This is a genomic window from Candidatus Parcubacteria bacterium (genome assembly GCA_023131895.1).
Classification (GTDB): Bacteria; Patescibacteriota; Minisyncoccia; order Minisyncoccales; family JAGMDC01; genus JAGLYZ01.
The window spans coordinates 59,284-82,064 of sequence record JAGLYZ010000002.1 but is presented as its reverse complement, the minus strand read 5'-3'; the positions used below and the strand labels follow the sequence as shown (position 1 = coordinate 82,064).

The 22,781-nt window shown below is 34.7% G+C and carries 19 protein-coding genes and 1 tRNA gene; 16 read left to right on the top strand and 4 right to left on the bottom strand.

Annotation, left to right across the window (positions count from 1 at the left end; genetic code table 11):
- Positions 1 to 82: 82 nt before the first annotated feature.
- The 3 genes from recR to cysS are packed head-to-tail and all read right to left on the bottom strand — an operon-like array spanning position 83 to position 3,533.
- Positions 83 to 715 (bottom strand): recombination protein RecR, encoded by a 633-nt coding sequence (gene recR / locus KAT95_01090; protein MCK4520448.1) that lies wholly within the window; start codon positions 713 to 715, stop codon positions 83 to 85.
- Positions 708 to 2,102 carry a replicative DNA helicase gene (gene dnaB, locus KAT95_01085; GenBank protein ID MCK4520447.1) on the bottom strand — a complete coding sequence of 465 codons (1,395 nt, stop codon included), beginning with the start codon at positions 2,100 to 2,102 and terminating at the stop codon, positions 708 to 710. Before dnaB ends, recR begins: the two co-directional genes overlap by 8 nt.
- A gap of 30 nt (positions 2,103 to 2,132) precedes the next feature.
- Positions 2,133 to 3,533, bottom strand: a complete 1,401-nt coding sequence (gene cysS / locus KAT95_01080) for a cysteine--tRNA ligase (GenBank protein MCK4520446.1) — start codon at positions 3,531 to 3,533, stop codon at positions 2,133 to 2,135.
- A 112-nt stretch (positions 3,534 to 3,645) separates the two neighbouring features.
- On the opposite strand from cysS, the gene KAT95_01075 reads away from it, so the two are divergent.
- On the top strand, positions 3,646 to 3,798 hold the full coding sequence (locus tag KAT95_01075) for a hypothetical protein (GenBank protein MCK4520445.1): 153 nt from the start codon (positions 3,646 to 3,648) through the stop codon (positions 3,796 to 3,798).
- Between the two features lie 6 nt (positions 3,799 to 3,804).
- Positions 3,805 to 4,134: a hypothetical protein gene (locus KAT95_01070; GenBank protein ID MCK4520444.1), complete on the top strand. Its 330-nt coding sequence runs from the start codon at positions 3,805 to 3,807 to the stop codon at positions 4,132 to 4,134.
- Positions 4,135 to 4,180: 46 nt separating this feature from the next.
- On the opposite strand, the gene KAT95_01065 is transcribed toward KAT95_01070, so the two are convergent.
- Positions 4,181 to 5,023, bottom strand: a complete 843-nt coding sequence (locus KAT95_01065) for a cysteine synthase family protein (protein ID MCK4520443.1) — start codon at positions 5,021 to 5,023, stop codon at positions 4,181 to 4,183.
- A 214-nt stretch (positions 5,024 to 5,237) separates the two neighbouring features.
- On the opposite strand from KAT95_01065, the gene KAT95_01060 reads away from it, so the two are divergent.
- The 14 genes from KAT95_01060 (at position 5,238) to KAT95_00995 (ending at position 22,699) form a co-directional block, all read left to right on the top strand.
- Positions 5,238 to 5,834: a GtrA family protein gene (locus tag KAT95_01060; GenBank protein ID MCK4520442.1), complete on the top strand. Its 597-nt coding sequence runs from the start codon at positions 5,238 to 5,240 to the stop codon at positions 5,832 to 5,834.
- Position 5,835: 1 nt separating this feature from the next.
- Positions 5,836 to 6,948: a DNA polymerase III subunit gamma/tau gene (gene dnaX / locus KAT95_01055; GenBank protein MCK4520441.1), complete on the top strand. Its 1,113-nt coding sequence runs from the start codon at positions 5,836 to 5,838 to the stop codon at positions 6,946 to 6,948.
- An 11-nt stretch (positions 6,949 to 6,959) separates the two neighbouring features.
- Positions 6,960 to 7,033: transfer RNA gene (locus KAT95_01050), tRNA-Gln, on the top strand.
- A 181-nt stretch (positions 7,034 to 7,214) separates the two neighbouring features.
- Positions 7,215 to 7,436 carry a hypothetical protein gene (locus KAT95_01045; GenBank protein ID MCK4520440.1) on the top strand — a complete coding sequence of 74 codons (222 nt, stop codon included), beginning with the start codon at positions 7,215 to 7,217 and terminating at the stop codon, positions 7,434 to 7,436.
- Between the two features lie 4 nt (positions 7,437 to 7,440).
- Positions 7,441 to 9,798, top strand: a complete 2,358-nt coding sequence (locus KAT95_01040; GenBank protein ID MCK4520439.1) for a hypothetical protein — start codon at positions 7,441 to 7,443, stop codon at positions 9,796 to 9,798.
- A 181-nt stretch (positions 9,799 to 9,979) separates the two neighbouring features.
- Positions 9,980 to 10,558, top strand: a complete 579-nt coding sequence (locus KAT95_01035) for a hypothetical protein (GenBank protein MCK4520438.1) — start codon at positions 9,980 to 9,982, stop codon at positions 10,556 to 10,558.
- Between the two features lie 25 nt (positions 10,559 to 10,583).
- The gene (locus KAT95_01030; protein ID MCK4520437.1) at positions 10,584 to 10,766 is read left to right on the top strand and encodes a hypothetical protein; all 183 of its coding nucleotides are present in this window, start codon (positions 10,584 to 10,586) and stop codon (positions 10,764 to 10,766) included.
- Positions 10,767 to 10,792: 26 nt separating this feature from the next.
- Positions 10,793 to 12,634, top strand: a complete 1,842-nt coding sequence (locus tag KAT95_01025) for an ATP-dependent helicase (GenBank protein ID MCK4520436.1) — start codon at positions 10,793 to 10,795, stop codon at positions 12,632 to 12,634.
- A 335-nt stretch (positions 12,635 to 12,969) separates the two neighbouring features.
- Positions 12,970 to 14,103, top strand: coding sequence for a hypothetical protein (locus tag KAT95_01020; protein MCK4520435.1), 1,134 nt, complete (start codon positions 12,970 to 12,972; stop codon positions 14,101 to 14,103).
- A 96-nt stretch (positions 14,104 to 14,199) separates the two neighbouring features.
- Complete coding sequence (locus KAT95_01015) at positions 14,200 to 14,442, top strand: DUF2188 domain-containing protein (GenBank protein MCK4520434.1); 243 nt, start codon at positions 14,200 to 14,202, stop codon at positions 14,440 to 14,442.
- A gap of 538 nt (positions 14,443 to 14,980) precedes the next feature.
- Positions 14,981 to 16,165, top strand: a complete 1,185-nt coding sequence (locus KAT95_01010) for a DEAD/DEAH box helicase (protein MCK4520433.1) — start codon at positions 14,981 to 14,983, stop codon at positions 16,163 to 16,165.
- Between the two features lie 4 nt (positions 16,166 to 16,169).
- Positions 16,170 to 17,990: a translational GTPase TypA gene (typA, locus tag KAT95_01005; GenBank protein MCK4520432.1), complete on the top strand. Its 1,821-nt coding sequence runs from the start codon at positions 16,170 to 16,172 to the stop codon at positions 17,988 to 17,990.
- A gap of 159 nt (positions 17,991 to 18,149) precedes the next feature.
- Positions 18,150 to 19,706, top strand: a complete 1,557-nt coding sequence (locus KAT95_01000) for an ABC-F family ATP-binding cassette domain-containing protein (protein ID MCK4520431.1) — start codon at positions 18,150 to 18,152, stop codon at positions 19,704 to 19,706.
- Positions 19,707 to 19,777: 71 nt separating this feature from the next.
- Positions 19,778 to 22,699 (top strand): UvrD-helicase domain-containing protein, encoded by a 2,922-nt coding sequence (locus KAT95_00995; GenBank protein MCK4520430.1) that lies wholly within the window; start codon positions 19,778 to 19,780, stop codon positions 22,697 to 22,699.
- Positions 22,700 to 22,781 lie beyond the last annotated feature (82 nt).

Sequence of the window (22,781 nt, the reverse complement as noted above, 5' to 3'; positions counted from 1 at the left end):
AATATTATTACTAATTTTGTTTTAGAAAGAGAATCTAAAAAACACCTTAAATGGTGTTTTTAATATTTGGCAAAAAATTATTTTATCTTCTGCTTTCAAGTGCAGATGACAGGGTTTCTTGGTCAGCGTATTCTAATTCACCGCCTATGGGTAAGCCACGGCCCAGCTGCGTTATCTTCTTGCCAAGCGGCTTTAAGAGCCGTTTTAAATATAAAGCAGTAGCTTCGCTTTCAGCAGTAGGATTAAAAGCAATAATGATTTCTTGAAAATCAGCTCCAGAAATTCCAAATTTTTCTGGATTTTTTATTCTTTCTATTAATGCTTCAGCTCTTAGCTTTCTAATCTCATCTTCTTTTAGTTTAGAAACAGTTCCGCCTAATATAAAATAAAGCCCATTGTATTTTTTAGTTTTTTCAAGAGCAACTAAATCAGTTTCTTTTTCAATAATGCAAAGCAGATTTCTATTCCGGGTCTTATTTTGGCAAATCGGGCAAAGAGTTTCTTCAGTGTCTGCTGCTTGAAAAGGACTAAAACAAAAAGAGCAAATTTTTATGGTCTTTTTTAAATTGGAAACAGAATCTAAGATTTCTTTTATCTTTTCTTCCGGTAGCCGCATTAGATAAAAAACAAAACGAGCCGCAGTTCGCGGGCCAACAGTAGGAAAACTGGAAAATATATCAATAAGTTTTTGGATTGAAGGAGGATAATTATTCATACTCTGATTCGCCGAATTCTTCTTTTTCAGTTTTTTCTAAACTCCTAAAACTGACTTTTTGTTCGTTAAAATATAATTCCACTTTTCCAGGCGGGCCATTACGGTGCTTGGCTATAATAATATCAGCGATATTTTTGCGCGCTGTATCAGGCCTGTATTTATCTTCCCGATGGATAAACAAAACCACATCAGCATCCTGTTCAAGAGCTCCTGTGTCACGCAAGTCTGATAAACGCGGAATCTGCGGAGAGCGCTGTTCTACTGCTCTTGATAATTGCGAAAGAGCTAAAACTGGAACATTAAGCTCTCGAGCAAGTCCTTTTAAGGAACGGGAAATTTCAGTCATTTGCTGAACAATATTGGCGCTGGCAGTTCTTGGCTCCATGAGCTGGAGATAATCAACAATAACCAAACCCAATCCTTTATCTGCTTGCAAACGGCGCGCCATTGCTCTCATTTGAAGAATATTAGAAGTGGCGGCATCATCAATATAAATTGGCGCTTCAGACAATATGCCCAATGACTGCTGGATTTTGGAAAAATCATTGTTTTCTCCTTCGCTTGACAAACGGCCTGTTCTAAAACGCCATAAATCAACATTAGCCGTACTGGCAATAATCCTGTCTACTACCTGGTCTTTTGACATTTCTAAACTGAATATTCCAACTGCAATTTTATGGTGAATAGCTGCATTACGCGCGATGTCAAGCGCTAAACTGCTTTTCCCCAAAGATGGCCGGGAAGCTAAAATAATAAGATCAGATTTTTGAAGGCCGGATAACTTATTGTCTAAATCAATAAAACCAGTTGGCACTCCTCTTATGCCTTCTTTCTGCTTTGATAAAGCGTCAAGGCGCTCAAATGCCTCTTCCAATGTGTCTTTTACCGGAACAAATTTTTGAGAAAGTGATTTTTGGGCAATGCTAAAAATTCTTTTTTCCGCGTTATCCAATAAAACATCTACATCGTCTGTTTCATTATAGCCCATTAAACCGATTTCATAAGAAGCGCTTATTAAATCCCTTAAAATTCTTTTTCTTTGGGCGATTTTAGCATAGTTAAGAACATGAAGCGCATTAGGCACAGAGTTTATTAATTCAGTTAGATAACTGTTTCCTCCGATTGCTTCCAATTGCTCTTTTTCTTTAAGCCGGTTGGAGACAGAAAGCAAATCAACTGGCTCTTTTTTTTCAAATAGTTCTGCCATTGTCTCGTAAATCTGCTGGTGTATGCCTTGATAGAAATCTTTTGACTGTAAAAAGTCAACGACTTTAACGATAGCGTTTTTATCAATCATCAAAGAGCCGAGCAGGGATTTTTCTGCTTCTATATTTTGAGGCGGAAGTTTTTCAGGCAGTTCTTTATTTAATGAATTGTTTTCCGGCATATTGTTATACTTTAAATTATATAATTTTTATTATTTTTTCAAGATTTTATATCCTTTTTCAGTATCTTCAATTTGATATCCAATTTTTTCAACTTTTTTGCGAGCTTCATCTGCTTTTTTCCAGTTTTTCTGCTCACGAAATTTTTCTCTTTCTTCTACAAGTTTTTTAACTTGTTGAGGTATTCGCAGTTTTTTAACTTTGTCTAAGTCCAAGCTAAAAACTTTGTCAAAATCTAATAAAAGTTTATACTTTTCTCTGTTTGATATTTCTTGAGCTTTGACTATTTGCCAGAGTAAAGCTAAAGCTTTTGGCGTATTCAAATCGTCATTAACAAATTCCAGAAATTTGTTTTGATAATTTTTGATTTTGGAAGAATCGTTCTTGATTCTTCCAGAGCGAGAACGGTTCTCGGAGTATTCGGCTACTTTTTGATAAAGATTATTTAAAGAATTTTGGGCTCCTTCTAATGCCTTCCATGAAAAGTTTAGTTTTGAGCGGTAATGCGCGCCAAGGCATAAATAGCGATAGGCAAGAGGATTAAATGCTTTTTTGATAACCTCATCCAAAATAGCAATATTGCCCTTAGATTTTGCCATTTTTTCCTTGCCTAAAACGAGAAATTCACTATGCAGCCAGAAATTTGCTAAAATTTTTCCATAAGCAGCTTCTGCCTGGGCGATTTCATTAGTATGGTGAATAAGAATATGATCAATTCCGCCGCAGTGAATATCAAATGGAACACCTAAATTTTTAATTCCCATTACCACGCATTCTGTATGCCAGCCAGGAAATCCAATCCCCCAAGGCGATTTCCATTCCATTTGCCTTTTAGCTCCTTTTGGGCTGAATTTCCACAAAGCAAAGTCAGTAGGATTTTTTTTGCCAGCAGCCATTTTTATTCTTGCTTCTGGTTTCATTGATATCTTTTTTCTGCCCCATAATCGGCCATAAGTTTTAAGTTTTGCTGTATTAAAATAAATGCCGTCGTCAATTTTATAAGTAAATCCTTTTTTCTCCAAAATTTTGATTAAATTTATCTGGTCTTTAATAGTGTCAGTTGCTTTTATCCAAATATCTGGTTCTTCAATGTTTAAATCTTTTATATCTTTCTTAAACGCCTTGGTATAGAATTCAGCGATTTGCCAAACAGTTTTCTTTTCTCTTTTTGCGCCTTTTTCCAGTTTATCTTCGCCAGTATCAGCGTCAGAAGTTAAATGGCCTACATCAGTGATATTCATTACATGGTTTACTTTATAGCTGTTATACTCTAATATTTTTTTTAAAATATCTTCAAAAATATAAGTTTTCAAATTACCTATATGGGCATAAAAATAAACCGTTGGTCCGCAGGTATAAAGTCCAACTTGCTTTTTCTTTATTGGTTTAAAAACCTCTTTTTTCCGCGATAAAGTATTGTATAGCTTTAACATATATTTAATCTTAACCCATATATTTACATCAAGCAACCTTGACAAAATTTTATTGATATGCTATGTTATATGTAGTATTTATACAAAAAGCAAAAAAAGGGAGGTAGAAAAAATGGGAAGAGAAGAAACTGTAAGAAGGATAGTAAAGACCGCAAAAAAAGCAGATAAAGGAATGTATATCGGAGCTATATTTTTCCCGGGTGGAAAAGGTGAAATTTTCACAAGCGAGAAGCATATAAACAGGATTTGCAAAATCGGGAGGTGAAAAAAAATGAAAGTACAACTAGAAGAGATAACAGAGCCGAAAAAAGTCAGGAGAGCCAGGAAAAAGATCAGAAGCTTTTTACACATGATAGAGAGAAACTTTGACCATCTTGGTCTTGAACTTATTGATAAAAAGGGACACAAACAGGGATTGCGATTTAGGAAAGTGAAAAGTGGAAGTTGGATGGTTGAAAAACCGAGCGATGCCAGTAAGGCTCCAATAGTGAATACTAACACTATAGAGATAACAGAGTTGGTAGACATAGAGAAAGAACTCAAAAAGGCAAAAGATGTCTTAGAGTTCCAGCGATTTCTAAATGGAGCAAAAATACAATAAAAAGTTTCCAAAAATGGGAGTAAATTTAGTTTGCTCCTCTATTTTTTTACAAATATTTTTCACCTCTGTCAGGAAAAATTGTGACAATCGTTCCGTTAGGATTTTTTTGGGCAAATTTTTGGCTAAGAAACATTGCCGCGCCAGATGAGATACCAACAAAAATGCCATATTCTTTGGCTAATTTTTTTTGCCAAAATAAAGCATCTTTTTCTTCAACTTCAATTATTTTGTCAATAACTTTTAAATCTAAAATTGGCGGCACATAACCTTCTTTTAAAGATTTTAATCCCTCAATATTTGAGCCCTTTTTCGGCTCAATTCCAATAATTTTTATATTCGGATATTTCTCTTTTAACCGCTTTCCAATTCCAGTAATTGTGCCGCCAGTGCCAATGCCTGCAATAAAATAATCAATTGATCTGTTGTTTATCTGTTCTAAAATTTCTTTTGCCGTATTCTCATAGTGGACTTTTACATTTATTTCATTTTCATATTGATTAAGCATCACTAGGTTTTTGTCTTTTTCGGCTAAACCCTTAGTAAATTTTATGGCATTATCCCGCCAGTCCTTGTCTTTAACTAAAATTATCTCTCCGCCAAAAACCTTTATCATAGCTCTTTTTATAATTTTCATTGATTCCGGCATTACAACTTTTACCTTATATCCCTTTATCGCTCCGAACATCGCCAAGCTAATCCCAGTATTTCCGCTTGTTGGTTCAATAATTGTTTTGCCTTTTGTTAAAATACCTTCTTTCTCAGCTTTCACGAGCATTGCCAAAGCAATTCTGTCTTTTACAGAACCAGTAGGGTTAAACCCTTCTAACTTAGCAAAGATATTTCCAATTTTTACTAATGGAGTATTGCCAATAAAATCTAAGATAGTCATATCAATAAAAAAACCTCTTTTAGAGGCCAGTTAAGAATAAGCAATTAACAATGAATAATCATCAACTAACCTCTTGTGAAAGAGGCGCAACAACATGCGCAGCAAGCGCAAAATTGAATTAAATGATTTTCACAGTATAACATAAGCTATTTATATAGAATAGCAAACCATCAAACCTTGTCAAGTATTGTTAGTTTTGATAGAATAAAACAATATGAAAAAGACAGATATTATCGTAGCTCTTGTTATTGGAGAGCTAATTGCTTTATTAAGCTTTGGGATTTTAAAGAATCTCGGCTTGGAGGCAAAGCTGTTATATTGGATTTGGCCTGTTTTCCTGCCTGTTTTTTGTTTAACCTGTCTTTATATAGCTCACATTTTAAGCCAGAAAATAAAAGTATTCTGGCAATTGGCTAAATTTGTTTTAGTAGGAGTATTAAACACAATTATTGATTTAGGGATTTTAAATCTATTAATGTTATTTTCAGGAGTTGTTTTAGGCCCATATTACTCTTTCTTTAAGGGAATTTCTTTTGTAGCAGCCACAACCAACAGTTATTTTTGGAATAAATTCTGGACATTTGAAAAGAAAAAAGCAGTTAAGCCGAAAAAAGAATTTTTGCAGTTTTTTGTTATTAGCGCTATTGGTTTTGCAATAAATGTTGGAACTGCTTCTATAATAGTAAATTTAGTTGATCCTCAATTTAATTTGAATCTAGCTCAATGGGCAAATTTTGGGGCAATTACTGCTTCTTTTGTCGGCTTAACTTGGAATTTCCTCGGCTATAAATTTATCGTCTTCAAAAAATAAAATGAGCTTAGCTTTATATCGAAAATACAGGCCCCAGACATTTAAAGAGATTGTTGGCCAGGAGTATATCGTTAAAACCCTGACTAACGCTCTTGCTTCAGGAATGGTTTCCCATGCATATTTATTTTCCGGGCCGCGCGGTTCTGGAAAGACTTCCATTGCCAGGATTTTAGCAAAAGCGGTAAATTGTGAAAAAAGAAAACAAGATAGTTTTGAACCTTGCAATGAATGCTCTTCCTGTTTGGAAATCAAGCAGGGCAGAGCAATAGATTTAATTGAGATTGATGCCGCTTCGCACAGAGGGATTGATGAAATGAGAGATTTAAGGGACGGCATTAGGTTCGGGCCCACTAAATCAAAATACAAGGTATTTATTATTGACGAATGCCATCAATTAACCAAAGAAGCGTCAAATGCTTTATTAAAAACATTAGAAGAACCGCCATCCTATGCCATATTTATTTTAGCCACTACTGAAATCCATAAAATGATTTCTACTATTCTTTCCCGCTGCCAGAGATTTGATTTCCGCAAGTTAACATTAGAGGAAATTATCAAAAGATTAGAATTTATTTGCGGAAAAGAAGGCATTAAGATTGAAAAACCAGCTTTAGAATTAATTGCTTTGAATGCTGGCGGAGCAGTAAGAGACGCAGAAAGTTTATTAGACAGAGTTTCCGCTTTTAGTTTAGACAGAAAAAAAGAAATAAAAGCAGAGGATATTAAAGACATATTAGGTTTGGTAGAAATAAATCAGGTAAGCAAATTTACTGATTTGATTATTCAAAAAAAACCAGCGGAAACCATTGATTTTTTAAATAATATAATTGATAAAGGCCAGGATGTTCAGGAATTGAGCAAGGCATTAGTAAATTATTTAAGGCAGGCATTGCTTTTAAAAATAAGCGGAGGAGCAGGAGAGGATAATCCGCTAATTACCGGCTTAACTAAAGAAGAGGTCCAGCATCTTGAAAAGCAAACAGAGAAATTTACAGAACTGGAACTTCAAAAAATCATAAACCTTTTTCTACAAGCAGAAAACAGAATCAAATATTCATCAATACCGCAATTGCCCTTAGAATTGGCGATTGTGGAGATAATTGTAGGAAAGTAAAAATAAAAGATTGCCGGGTCGTCTAACGGTAGGACAACAGCCCTTGGAGCTGTCTATTTAGGTTCGAATCCTAACCCGGCAGCCATCACATGCTAAGTCAGGTGACTGAGCCGCCCAGCAATGAGCTGGGCAGTTTTTATTTTCTGCCAAAAATTGCCAAAAAAATCAACTAAAAGTTATCCACAGGCAAGACTATTGACAATACGATAAGGATATCATATCCTTATCGTATAAGGTTATTATTTGCTAAATAAACAATAAAAATTATGACTAAACAAAACGAAAAAAGAGAAAGGTTTAAAAGACTAGCCACATATAGGACTAATGAGGTTCTAAAAAGACTTAAGGTTCTTGGTAACTGTGCCAATAGAAGTGCCTACCAATATAATGAAGAAGAAATTAAAAAGATTTTTAATGTAATTGATTTTAAATTGAGAGAAGTAAAAGGAAAATTTCACTTCCCTAAACATAAAAAATTTAAATTATAGAAATATGGTAAATGAAGATATCAAAAATCTAACGCTTTTATTAGCAAAAGCAGAAACAGAAAAAGAAGTTATCGGAGTATTAAATAGTTTTAATTTATGGAAAGACGAGAATACGTGGAAGGAAATTGACGAGAGTCAGGGAAATTGGTCAACTATCGGTAATCAGCAGAGCGCACCAGATACTGCTCTCGTTGAAAAAATTATTAATTCTGTAGATGCGGTATTAATGCGAGAATGTTTGAGGAGCGGGATCAAGCCCGAAAGTGACGCTGCACCAAAAAACATAGCCGAAGCCCAAAAAAAGTATTTTGGTATTTATAATGGTAAGTTATCTTTAATTGACGCTAGTACAAGATCGAAAATTGCTGAAAATATTTTTTTAATTGCATCTGGTGAAAAAGGGACTAATGCAAACCCTTCATATTCAATAGTTGATTTAGGCGAAGGACAGTCACCAAAATCTTTTCTTAATACTTTTCTTTCTCTTAATAGGGGTAATAAAAGTAAAATTCAGTTTGTGCAAGGTAAATTTGGAATGGGCGGAACGGGAGTTTTTAGATTTGGTAGTCCGGAACATAATTTACAGCTAATCATATCAAAGAGAGACCCTGGAATAAAAGAAGAAAATATAGATGATAAATGGGGTATGACAATTATTAGAAGGAAAAGTCCAGTTGGTCAAATGAGAAGTTCTGTTTTTATTTATCTCGCTCCCGGTGGTAAAATTCTTTCTTTTAATTCATCGTCTCTGCCGTTATTGCCCGGAGAGGATATACGGCCATACAAAAAACCTATAACTCACGGAACTTTTGTAAAAGTTTATGAATACCAAATAGGGACAGGTCGCTTAAGATCTGATGCCACACGTCACTTGCATAATAGACTTTCACTTTTGATGCCAAATATTGCTCTTCCTATAAAAGTGGCCGATGTTAGATATGAGAAAAGCCCCTTGAAAATACTTTCCGGATTGAGTGTTAGACTTGATGAAGATAAACGAGAAAATCTTGAAGATAACTTTCCAAGCTCTGGTGAACTTGTTATCAGGGGACAAAAAATGGATTATTCAATTTTTGCATTTAAGTCCGGAAAAAGAGAAACTTATGCCGGCCAAGAAGGAATTATTTTTACAGTTAATGGCCAAACGCACGGTTTTTTGTTAAAGTCATTCTTTGAACGGCAGTCAGTTCGTATGGGTTACCTCGTAGATAGTATTTTGGTTATGGTAGATTGTTCAAAAATTAATAGAAGAATGCAAGAAGATTTGTTTATGAATAGTCGTGACAGGTTGAGCGGTGGACCGATGCAAGATGAAATCGAAGCGTCCCTTGAAGATATTATTAAAAATCACCAAGGACTTAGAGACTTGAGGGAAAAAAGGAGAAGAGAAGATATTGAAAACAAGTTGCAGGATTCAAAACCGTTAGCGGATATCTTAGAGAATATAATAAAAAAATCCCCATCATTATCAAGCCTTTTTACAAAAGGTATAAGAATTAAAAATCCGTTTAAGCTTACGGGGGTATCAGGGAAAGGGAAATTTAAAGGCAAGGAATTTCCTACTTATTTCAAATTAGATAAAGAATATACAAAATCAAAGCCAAAAGTGTGTCCCATAAGTAATACAAAATTTCGTGTCCAATATGAAACCGATGCTGAAAATGATTATTTTAATCGCGACAAAGAACCTGGCGAGTTAATCATTAAAATTAACAATATAGCTACCAAAAACCATTCTATAAATTTGTGGAATGGTATTGCCACGTTAACAATCGAAATGCTGTCCGATGTAAAAATCGGGGACAAGCTATACTTTCAATCAGAAGTGTCTGATATAACCCGGGTTGAACCATTTTTAAATGAATTTTGCATAATTATAGATCAACCGCAGGAAAACGAAGGAAATAATAATGGAGAGAATAAAAAGAAAAAGTCTCCCGGTAAGAAAAAAGGTTCAGATAGACAAGACTCGGCTCATCTTGATATTCCTAACATCTGTGAGGTGAGAAGAAACGAGTGGGAAAAATATAAGTTCGATGAAAAAAGCGCTTTGTATGTATTAGATGCGGGAGAGGAGGCAGGATACGATTTTTACATAAATATGGATAATATTTATCTTCAAATGGAGATAAAAGGAAATATAAAAACTGACCCTAAAATTTTAGAAGCAAGATTTAAGTATGGTATGGTTCTTTTGGGTATATCTTTCCTTGATTTTGACAAAAAAGCTGAAAAAGAAAAAACCTTTAAAGACGCAAAAGTTGGTGCTATGTCGGTTTTTGAGAAAATTTCACAATTTTCAAGAGCGATTTCCCCAACCTTACTTCCAATGATAACTGCATTAGGAGATCTAGAAATATAATTAATAGTTAAAATTAATTGAAAAAAGAACCTATTCTAGAACAAACAATAAAATGTCCAAATTGTCTCCAGGTTATTCCCTTAACAGAGGTATTTACATATCAAATACGAGAAAAAATTAAATCAGAGTTGGGAGTCTAGGTACAGAAAAAACAAAGGAAACATAAAAAAGAAAAATTAAAATGGATGTAAATTTAGTAAAAATAGATAAAATAATAGATATAAACAAAGTAAAACCAGTCTCATTCGGGCAGTTTTCGGTAAGTATTGTGCCGGCTACTGTGAGTGCTGCAGGGTTTGATTTAACTATACCTATTGATAGATTCTCTATGCTTGATTGGTTTATGACTTTAAAGTTAGTTAATGCTTCAAAGGAAAATTTAATAATTGAGAATATTCAAGCAGAATGGATAGGGAAAGATAATTATAGATGTAAATCTAATTATGTAAAAATTTGTGAAGCAATTCAAGAAAATAAAAAAAATGAAGCGATGATTGTCGATCAACTTATTGATGAAAAGAAAAGTTTAGAAAGAAAACCTATATTTTTACCAATTTTCTTAAAACATCAATCAGAAAAGTTTATTCGAGTTGATTTTTTATTAAAAACATATAAACGGATATTTTTTAGTTATTGGAGACCTATTTCTTTTAAAAAAGAGGAGATAAAAGTACCTAAAACATATGAACAATTATTACAGAAAGCAATCATTAAAATCACGACCGACAGAAGTCGAAAACCTCTTTTATTAAAAATATGATTTTTAGAAAGGGAAAAAATAATCCATGCAAATTTCAGAAGAAACCATTAAAAGATTTCAGAAAATATTTGAAAAAGATTATGGTAAAAAGTTAAGCAGACAAGAAACTTTTGAAGCAGCCAATAATCTTGTCGGATTTTTTGATTTACTCTTCAAAATTGATAGGAGAGTAAATTCTCAAAGATATAAATCAAAGAAGAAGATCTAATCAAGTTGACTAGTAAATAATTTTTTATGGGTTTTCCAAGTAAAGAACAAAAAACAGTGATTGATCATAAGGGAAAACCCCTTATTGTTATCGCTGCGCCTGGCACGGGAAAAACTAGTACTATAGTAGAACGGATGATAGGACTACTTATTGACGATCCTAATCGTGAAGTATCATTTATTACATTTACTCGGACAAGTCGTAGAGATACCGATAAAAAAGTAAGAAAAGAGGTTGGCGAGGATGCTTTCGATGGAGTAAAAGTTCATTTTGAGTTTCCAAGGATTAGTACCTTACATACCTATGCTAAGAGCATAGTTCATAAATATGCATCTCTAATTGAACGAGATTCAAAATTCTCGATCTTAATAAAAGACCGAAACGAACATAAGATTTTATTGAATGAATTAATTGACGATCTTAAACTTGAGGTTTCTGTAGATCGTTTGGATTTAGATATTAATTATTATCAATGCACTCGTTCTTTTCGGACAGATTGTCCCATACCTGAAGATAGACGACAAGAAGTTTTAAGACACCTTGATTGCTTATTTAAGTTTTATAATACTTTTGATTTAGACGGAATTGTTAAATACGCATGCGATATTCTGGAAAAAGAACAAGTTAATTTTCCGTCAGCATTTTTACAAATTGATGAATATCAAGATTTGAATCCAATGGATCAAAAATTAATTGATTTATTAAGTTTTAAATGGGGAAGCGAAGTTATAATTGTGGGCGATGATGCCCAAAGTATTTATGGTTTTCGCCATGCATATCCCCAAGGAATACGAGAACGTTTGGGATCAGAAAAATGGGAGAAAGTATATTTTCCCGATTCTCACAGATTACCACCCCATATTCTACGAGCATCACAATCCTTAATTTTGGGTGAAAATTATCTTGGTGGAAAAGTTAATATTCCAGCTGATAACGGACAAAAGATTTTAACTTTACAATGTACAAAAAGTGGTATCCAAATTAAAAAAGTTGCCTCGTTAATAAAAGAGATAATGGGAAAAAAGACCAATAGAAACGGGGAGTCGCTTAATTATAATGATTTTATGGTTCTTTGTCCTATTTCAAAATTTGTAAAAACAGTAGCGTCTACTTTAGAAACGGAATTTTCCTTACCTACAAAACTAAAAGAAAAAGCTCATATTCCTGATAATTATTGGCGACTTCTGTTGGTATTAAAAATGTTAAATTCTTCTGATAGTCTTGCCCTTAGACAATGGTTAAAAATAGTTGGACTAAAAGCGAAGGAGATTACTGATATAAGACGAAAGGCTATGAAAGTCGGAAAATCCCTTTACGATTATTGCTCTACCTTAGAAACCCCAATTATAAAAGAAATCTTTACTAGTCTTAATAAGCTTCACGGAGTTATTGATAATATCAACGAATTTCAGAAGGAGTTAAAAGCTTTCCCCCACTTACTAGTTGATGAAACATTATTTTCTCAAGCGAATATTACACTTAACGAAGAAACACAGAAACTTTATTCCATTGGCTCGGTCATCAAATTTATTCATGAAAAATTTGGCCTTTTAGATTCAGAAGATGAGATTCCAAAAGAAGATAAAATTCTGGTAACAACAATGTATTCAGCTAAAGGGATAGAGGCAGAATTTGTTTTTGTGCTATGGCTAAATGATACTTTTATACCTGCGCGTAATCATGATATAAAAGAAGAACTCAGGGTTTTATATGTTGCCCTAACCAGAGCAAAACAAGATGTTATTTTGTCTTTTCATGAAAGATATGAAAAGTCTAGATATCTGAGAACCGAAGCGATGTCGCCATTTTTAAAAAAGATTAGTAGCCATTTGAGGATCGAAAGAATTACCAAGGATAATTTCAAATAATCAATGTTTCGTAAGATTACACGCTGGTGCATTTGAGACACGAAAATATACCCTTAAGTAGTGTCTCATTTGTGCTATAATTTTGATATAAAGCATAAAGACTGACATAGAGGCATTAGGAATTTCTAAAAATATACAAAAACCTCTCAAAATATCTCTATTTTAGGTTCTAAGGTGTATTTACCACACCCGCAAGTGGAACCCATAAGTGGTATCTCAGAAGGTATTATTGCCAACTCCATTATTAATATATCAAACTAAAAAATCCTGAAAATTTACTACAATTTACTACTATGTATTAAGTTGTGGAGATAGATGGTAGGATATTAATAAACATGAAAAAAATAGCTCATGCTTGGCTAGCCTTAATGGCCCTAGAAAGATTAAAGGGGCCTAAAAGATATAAATCTTTTAGGCGGAGTTTTCTTGGTAAAAATTTCAGGGGCTATTTTCTCGGCGACGATTTTGACGATCATTTTAAAAAACAAGCTGAAAGCTTTGTGAAATTTTTTGATAAACACAAAGATGCATTTCTTAAAGGGGCTTGGTTTCCGGACAACGTTATTTCTGATAACCTCACTGGCGGGCATACCTTTAAACTTAAAAAACCGTCAACAAGGAAAGAAAGAAAAGAAGCTAAAGAATTCAAGAATCGAACACCGAATCATTTGTGTTCGTTGAGAAAACTTGGAATTAATGAATCCAGACTTAAAGAAAAAGTCTGCAGAAAGTCTAAATATGTGCTTCCTGATAGATGTGAGGCCCTATCTCACGCTATTAGAGATATGGTTTTGATTCAAAAAAAGGAGCCAAAAGGTTCCAATATTATGTTCAATGATAATCAAATAGCGCTTTATTTCTTAATGTTAAGTCATTATTTATCTGACGCTCATGTGCCGCCGCATTGCGATGATAGAGACTTTTATGGACCCTCAACTATTCATCCAGATATGGAGAAATACTGGGATAAAGAAATAATAAAATTTTACGAATTTGATAAAAAAAGAGATGTTTTTGATTATGATATTGATGGTGCGCCTGAGTTTATTAAAAATAAAAAGCTGAAAGAAAAGTTCAAAGAATCTTTTCTCTATGGAGTAATAGATGAATTAAGTAAAAGAAAGTGGGAAATAGAAAAAGTTAAAGGAAAACTTGCTGATAAGAAAATTTTAGGCAAGGGGAACAAAAAGATATATGATTATGTCAAAGCGGTTTGTTTTGTTTCTTATTTAATTTCCACTGATTTTATTCCGGAAGGCATTAAGAAACAAGAATATGAAAAAATGAAAATTTTAGAAGATTCAGAGTATAAAGATAAACTTGATAAAATTAGTATTTATATTTTGGCTGATGCCATTGATTCCATTGCCTTGGTTTGGTTGCTTACTTGGGATAAATATAAAAAATTAGAGGAGGGGATAAAGGATAAAATGAAAACAATAGAAAAAGAAGGAGGGATTATTAAGTAGATTAAAGATATCTCAGTTTAGTGAATTGAGATATTTTGCTAAAGATAATTTATAAAGGTCGACCTCAAATAATCTTAATCAAAGGAAATAATTATTATGTCTAAAAGGCTAGTAATTCATATTACTCCAAATAAAAAAGGAGGGGTAAAAGACTGGAAGATAACCAAAGAAGGAAACAAACAACCGATTGCTGTGTTTGAAAATAAAGAAAAAGCAATTAAAAAAGCCCGGGGAATTGCAAGAAAGCAAGAACCAAGCCAGATAAAAATACACGGAAGAACTGGCAAAATTCAGACAGAACATACTTACGGAGCAGATCCGAGAAAATATAAGGGTTAAGAACTGAACGTTGCCAGTAAAAAAGATAATTAACAGAAACGGAGCTGAAATAAGAAAGGATAATTTTGATGTAGGGCTGTCTTTTGAGGTGGACGATTTAAGTAAAGATTACGACACAGTAATTTTAGAAAATAAACCCAAACACTGAAACATAAATTTAAAAAATTTGAGAGGAGTAAAACTCCCCCGAAATTTAGGATTGGTAAGGCGGACCTTAAAATTCTTCAGGACTTGGACAATCATAGATTTTGAGACACTCAAATATACCCTTAAGTAGTGTCTCATTTGTCTCATTTCCTGAACAAAACGCCCTGACTGAGACACGTCAATGAGACACTCTAAAAAGCCCCAATTTTCCCCTTAAAATACGAGTTCTAGACCGATGTTGCCAGCACTTCGACAAGCTCAGTGCAGGCCACTGAGAGGTCTAGTAAATAAAAGAGTCCATCGTTGGACGATTTTTATTGACAAAAGGTTGTATATTTAGTATGATGAAAGGGTAATGTCGCGAGACTTTGTGCGGCATTTTATTTTATTTATGGTAACAAGACATTTTGACAAACATTCATTCCGCAAATATTCCAACTTCGGCGTTCGCAAAAGACGCTCGGGTTTTGCTAAGGAAATCAGCATTGATCGGTTTATTAACAAAAACGTTGTTGCTCAAAAAGCGAAAGTTTTCGCGCCGACTCACCAGTTCCAAGATTTTAATATTGATCAGCGTTTGAGAGCCAATATTCTGGCTAAAGGATTTAAAACGCCCACTCCCATTCAAGATAAAATCATTGAGCATGTTTTACAAGGCCTTGACGTGGTGGGCATTGCCAATACAGGTACTGGCAAAACCGGCGCTTTTTTAATCCCTTTGATACAGAAAGTATTGTTAAATCCTCGAGAAAAAGTGCTGATTATCGCGCCTACTCGCGAGCTGGCGACACAAATCAACCAGGAGTTTAAGAGTTTTTCGCGCGGCATTAATATTTATTCCGCCTGCTGCGTTGGCGGAACTTCCATCCGTAGCCAAATTTCCGAATTGAAAAATTACCGCAATCATTTTATTATCGGCACTCCGGGGAGATTAAAGGATTTGATCCAACGGAGATTTATAAATCTTTCCGCTTTTTCCACAATTATTTTAGACGAAGCCGACCGAATGCTGGATATGGGGTTTATCGCGGATATAAAATTTATTACGTCTCTAATGCCTCCAAAGCGCCACGCGCTTTGCTTTTTAGCGACTATGACCCGAGAAGCTGAGCTGCTCATTAACGAATTTCTCAACAAACCTGTTACCGTGTTTGTTAAAACCGGAGATACGCCGGAAAACATTTATCAAGACATAGTTAGAGTTTCAAGCAGAGGAAAGATAGGGACACTTTGTAATTTATTGGCGAAAGACGAATTCCGCAAAGTGCTTATTTTTGGCAGAACCAAGTACGGCGTGGAAAGATTATCTAACAATCTAGCGAGATACGGTTTTAAAGCTGATTCAATCCACGGAGACAAGAACTATGCCAGCCGCCTTAGATCCTTAAAATCGTTTAAGGAAGACAATATCAGTATTTTAGTGGCAACAGATGTGGCGGCTCGGGGGCTTGATATCCCTGATGTGAGCCATGTGATTAATTACGACGTGCCCGCAACTTACGAAGATTACGTGCACCGCATCGGCAGAACAGGCCGTATCAATAAAAGAGGCGTTGCCTTAACATTTGTTGAATAATATTATGGATAAAATTAATATCAGAAATATCGCTATTATTGCCCATGTTGACCACGGAAAAACCACGCTGGTTGACGCTTTATTGCGCCAGTCCAAAAGCGACTTGGGGAAAGATTTGGCTAATCAAGTATGCATAATGGACAGTAATGAGTTGGAAAAGGAAAGAGGTATCACTATTTTTTCTAAAAATGCGGCGATTCACTATAATGGGACTAAAATCAATATCATTGACACTCCGGGCCACGCGGATTTTGGCGGAGAGGTGGAAAGAGTTTTAAATATGGCGGATGGTTGTTTGCTGTTAATTGACGCAAAAGACGGCCCCATGCATCAGACCAGATTTGTTTTGAAAAAAGCGCTTGAAATGGGCCATAAAATTATCGTGGTGATCAATAAAATAGATAAAGCCGGCGCGAGAATAGATTTTGCTTTAAACGCGACGCTTGATTTGTTTTTAGAATTGAGCGCGGACGAAAACGCTTTGAATTTCCCTGTAATTTATGCTTCTGGGAGAGAAGGCAAAGCGGGGATAGATCCCGACCTTAATAAAATGACTGATATTATCCCTCTTTTTGATGCGATTCTCAAGCATATTCCGTCGCCATTAGGCGATCCGCAAAAGCCGTTGCAGATGCTTGTTACTTCAATTTCTGGAGACGATTTTAAGGGAAGAATTTGCATCGGCAGAGTTCATAACGGCGTTATTAAATCCGGGCAGGAAATAACCTACATTAACAAGCGCGGCCAGGTAAAGAAACACCGTTTAATTTCTTTAATGACCTTTTCTGGCTTAAACAGAAAGGAGGCAGCCGAGGTTTCAGCAGGCGATATCGCGGCTTTAGCCGGAATACCGGACGTGACTATCGGGGAAACAATTGCCGATCCTATAGATCCAAAAGCTCTGCCAATAATTAATATAGAAGAGCCGACTGTTAAAATGACATTTTTGGTCAATAATTCTCCGTTTGCCGGCAAAGAAGGACAGTTTTCAACTTCGCGCCAAGTAAAAGCAAGGATCTATAAAGAATTGGAAACCGACGTGGCTTTAAGAATTGAAGAATTAACGAGCGTCAGTTGGACGGTTTCCGGACGGGGAGAGCTGCATTTAGCTATTCTCATTGAAAGAATACGCCGCGAGGGCTATGAATTGCAGGTTTCCAGACCTCAGGTGATTGTTAAGGAAATTGATGGACAGAAAATGGTTCCGTTTGAAAAAGTTTACATTGAAGTGCCGGAAAAATTCCATGGTTCTGTTATACAAAAGTTAAATAGCCGAAAAGGGGAGTTGGTTGATATGAAGAATATTGACGGCATTGTTTTTTTGGAATTTATCATTCCGACCAGAGGCCTTTTTGGATACAGGAGCGAATTTCTAACTGACACTAAAGGCATGGGTATTATTAATACTAATTTTTATCAATATCAAAAGGATTCCGGCGGCTGGAAAGAAAGAAATCATGGTTCTTTGGTAGCTCACGAAACTGGTATGACCAATTTATACGGATTGAGAAACGTTCAAAGCCGGGGGTTTTTGTTTTTGGGGCCTGGCATCAAAGTTTATGAAGGCCAGGTGGTCGGTCAGAATTCAAGAAGCGAAGATATCAGGGTGAATGTCTGCAAAGAAAAACAGCTTTCTAATATGCGTTCACGTGGCGATGGCGTCACCGAGCATTTTAACGAACCGAAAATCATGGATTTAGAAGACGCCTTGGTTTATATCAACGATGACGAGCTTGTGGAAATTACTCCCAAAAATATCCGGATAAGAAAAGTATTTTTGGACGAAAACAGCGCGAAACGAGCGGCTCGAGAAGAAAAACATTGACATAATTTTTAATTTGTATATTATAAACAATGATGAAAGTTTTTATCCAAACAATAGAATATACGAGAGCGATTTAACAGGGAAATAATTGATTGCAAATAGCCGAAAACGACTAATATATTCGTCTATTGTATTGAATTATTTAATCCCTGTTTTTTTATGGACAAAAATAACATAAAAATTCCAAAATTTTTTTACGAAAACCAATCAGAAAAAATTAAAAATCCTTTATTGATTCTGCATGGTATTTCAAAATCCTATAGAGAGGAGGATCTGTTTTCTGATATTGATTTAACAATAAATTCTAATGACAGAATCGCTATTGTAGGCGCAAATGGAATAGGCAAAAGCACTCTTTTAAAAATAATTATAGGAACAGAGGAAGCAGATGAAGGGGATATCAGTAAAAATAAAAATCTCAAAATAGGATATTTGCCGCAAGAAACCCTTTGGAAATCTCTTCAAAACACGCTTTTAGAGGAAATACGTTCAGTAAGCGCGGAAATGTTAAAACTGGACAGCCTTCGCTACGAAGGATTGATAAAAAATCTTTTAGAAAATTTTGGTTTTTCAGAACAATATCTGCAAAGGAAAATTAAAACATTAAGCGGTGGAGAAAGGACAAGGCTGGCGTTGGCTAAAATTTTAGCGTCTAAGCCTAATTTGTTGATTTTAGACGAGCCGACTAATCATCTTGACTTAAAAACAATAGAATGGCTGGAACAATTTTTATTAAATTGGAATAAAACGATGATATGCGTATCTCACGATAGATTATTTTTGGATAAAATGTGCGATAAGACATTTGAATTAACTAAGCAGGGATTGCAAAAATATTATTGCCCTTATTCCGAATACATAAAAGAAAAAGAGAAACGTATTGGAATACAAGAAAAGAATTATAAAAATCAGCAAAAGTATTTCAAGAAGCAGCAGGAATTTATTGACCGTTTTAGATATAAGGCGGCAATAGCAGGACAGGTTCAGGGCAGGATTAAGCAATTAGCAAAAGTAGAGCGAGTAGAAAAACCGAAAACAAGCAGCGATATCAAAATCAATTTTGATATTGCAGAAAAAACTTGCACAAGGGTTTTAGAAATTAATAATTTAATAGTTGGAGACGAGCAATCGCCTTTGTTTGAAATACAAGGCAGAATAGAAGTAAATTGGGGAGATAAAATCGGCATTATAGGGAATAATGGAGCAGGAAAATCAAGTTTGTTAAAAACCATTATTGGCGAGAGCCCGAGCGTCGCTGGAAAAGTAAAAATAACGCAAGGAATAAAAATAGGTTATTACGCTCAAGCGCATGAAGAATTAGATCTGGAAAAAAGCATATTAGAAGAAGTAGCGTTTAAAACAATATCCGATGAAGAAAAAATCAGAAATGTTTTGGGCTGTCTTTTGTTTGCCCAAAACCAGACAGCTAAAAAAATTCATCAATTAAGCGGCGGAGAGCGGGCAAGAGTTGCCTTGGCTGAATTAATACTGCAAAAATCAAATTTTCTTGTATTAGACGAGCCAACAAATCATTTAGACCTTCCAAGTAAAGAAGTTGTGACTAATATGCTTAAAGAATACAAGGGTACGATTCTTTTAGTTTCCCATGACCGTTATATTCTCAATAAAGTATGTAATAATATTTGGGAAATTAAAAATAAGAAATTAAAAGCATATTTAGGGAATTATAAAGATTATCTCTATTCAAATAAATAGATTGTTGATAAATGAGAGAAAGATTGATAAAACTCCAAAAATGAGTTAAATTAAAATAATAAGGAAAAAAAATGGCATTGGATTTAAAAAAACTAAATGAAGAACAAAGAAAAGCTGTAGTTTATGGCAATGGGCCGCTTTTAATTGTCGCTGGCGCCGGGACCGGAAAAACAACGGTTATCACTCAGAGAATCGTTTATCTAATAGAAAGAGGAGAGGCTAAAACAGAGGAAATCCTGGCTGTTACTTTTACTGAAAAAGCAGCCGAAGAAATGGAGGAAAGGGTTGACAAGCTTTTACCTTTTGGTTATGTGGATTTATGGATTTCCACTTTTCATTCTTTCTGCGAAAGAATTTTAAGGGATTATGCCTTAGATATAGGTTTGCCTGCTGATTTCAAAATTTTAGATAATACTGCTGGCTGGCTTTTGGTTTATCGGAATTTAGACAAGTTTGAACTTGATTATTACAAACCCTTGGGCAACCCGACAAAATTTATCCAGGCTCTGATTTCGCATTTTTCTCATTGCAAAGACCAGGCAATTTATCCCGAGGATTATTTAAAATACGCGGATAAGCTGAAAACCAATCTTACTGACTTGCCGGAAAGCAATGAATCAGAAAGAATAAAAGAAGTCGCTAACGCATATCATGTTTATCAGCGCTTGCTTTTGGAAAACAGCTCATTGGATTTTGGCGATTTAATTAATTATTGTTTGAAACTTTTTCAAAAAAGACCCATGATTTTAAAAAAATACAGGGGGAAATTCAAGTACATTTTAGTTGATGAGTTTCAGGACACAAACTGGGCGCAGTATGAACTTATAAAGATTTTGGCAAAGCCAAAGAATAATCTGACAGTCTGCGCCGACGACGATCAATCAATTTATAAGTGGAGGGGCGCGTCTTTTTCAAATATCATACAATTCAAAAAGGATTTTCCCAAGGCAAAAGAAATTTCTTTGGTTAAAAATTACAGGTCTAGCCAGAATATTTTGGATTTAGCCTACAAATTTATAAAAGCCAACGACCCAAACCGGCTTGAATATGTAAATAAAATTAATAAAAAACTGCTTGCCCAGAAAAAAGGAAGCGGGATAATTGAACATATTTTCGCCAAGAGTTTAGATGAAGAAGTCGGGAAAACAATAAAGAAAATTTTAGAGATTCTTAAAAGGGATAAGGATGCCGTTTATAATGATTTTGCGATTTTAGTAAGGGCAAATGATGCGGCAAATCTTTTTACCAAAGCGCTGGAACGCGCTGGTTTGCCTTATCAATTTTTAGCTTCAAAGGGGCTTTATTCAAAGCCCGTGGTTTTGGATATTATTTCATATTTTAAGCTTTTGGACAATTATCATGAAAGCACGGCTGTTTACAGGATTTTAAATATGCCGTTTTTGGAAATTCCCTTGCAAGACATAATAAAGCTTACGCAATACAGCCATAAAAGGACAAAATCGCTTTATGAAGCAATGGAAGAGCTTGCTTTGATTCAAGGAGTTTCCCAAAAAACGCAGGAGAAAATCGCTTTTGTTTTGAGTTTGATTAAAAGACACAGCGTCCTTGCGCAAGAAAAAACAGTTTCAGAAATACTGGTGGCTTTTCTTGAAGATTCAGGCTATCTGAAATATTTAATAAAGCTAGAAGCCAAAGAACAGCTTGATTTGCTCAATCAATTTTATAAAAAAGTAAAGAATTTTGAAGAAACAACAATTGAGCCAAGCTTGAGTAATTTCATGCTGGAAATAAATTTGGAAATAGAATCTGGTGAAGAGGGAAAGCTTGAATTTGATCCGGAACAGGGTCCTGATATGATAAAAATAATGACCATTCACGGAGCCAAGGGCTTGGAATTCAAGTATGTCTTTTTAGTTAATATGGTAGATAAAAGATTTCCGACCATTGAAAGAAAAGATTTAATAGAACTTCCCGAAGAATTGATTAAAGACATAAAACCGACTGGCGACATCCATTTGCAGGAAGAAAGGCGCATCTGCTATGTGGCAATGACCAGGGCTAAAAAAGAGCTTTATTTCTTTTCAGCCGAAGATTACGGCGGCATGAGAAAAAAGAAATTGTCGCGTTTTTTAATAGAAATGGGCTATAAAAAAGAAGAGAAAGACGGAGAAACTGTTAATGGGTTATTAAAAGTAAAACCTGTTGCTTCTGCTGGCAGGACAAGAATAAGTCCTGATTATCTGCCTGAACATTTTTCTTTCTCGCAATTAGCGGCTTTCAGCAAATGTCCTTTGCAGTACAAATTTGCTTTTATTTTAAAAATTCCAATAAAAGGCAAGGCAGTGTTTTCATTCGGAAAGGCAATGCACAACACTTTATATGACTTTTTAAAATACGCCAATGAGAATAATATAAAAAACCAAAGCAATTTATTTGGCTTTGATGGGGAAAAAACTTCGGAAGGGCTCGTAAATTTTGACTATTTAGTTAAAATTTACGAGAAAAACTGGATTGATGAATGGTATGAAAATAAAAAACAAAAAGAGGAGTATTACAAGCTCGGTAAAAAAATAATTAAAGATTTTTACAGCGAATTTTCAAAAAAACAGCCAAAGATTTTAAAAATCAACAATGTTTTAGCTTTGGAAATTCCGTTTAGCTTGAAAATAGGGGATAATAGTTTGCGCGGCAGGATAGACAGGATTGATGAGAAACAAGGCGGAGCCGCGATTATTGATTACAAAACAGGAAGTTCAAAAGAGAAATTATCATTAGACGATAAAGAGCAATTATTAATTTATCAAATAGCGGCTGAAGAGATTTTCAAAATAGATCCAAAAGAACTGATTTATTATTATCTAAACGACAACAAGAAAACATTTTTTCTGGGCTCTGAAAAAGAAAAAAACCGGTTGAAAGAGAAAATAATCAAGGAAATTGAGGAAATAAAAAAGAGCGATTTTAAAGCAACACCCGGCTGGCAATGCTCTTTTTGCGATTTCAAAGACATCTGCGACTTTGCGCGAAGATAAAAAAGAACATATTTAATTGTTGAGGCATAACTTCAACAATTTTTTTTATTGCTAAAATCCCAAAAATGAGTTAAATTAGAAT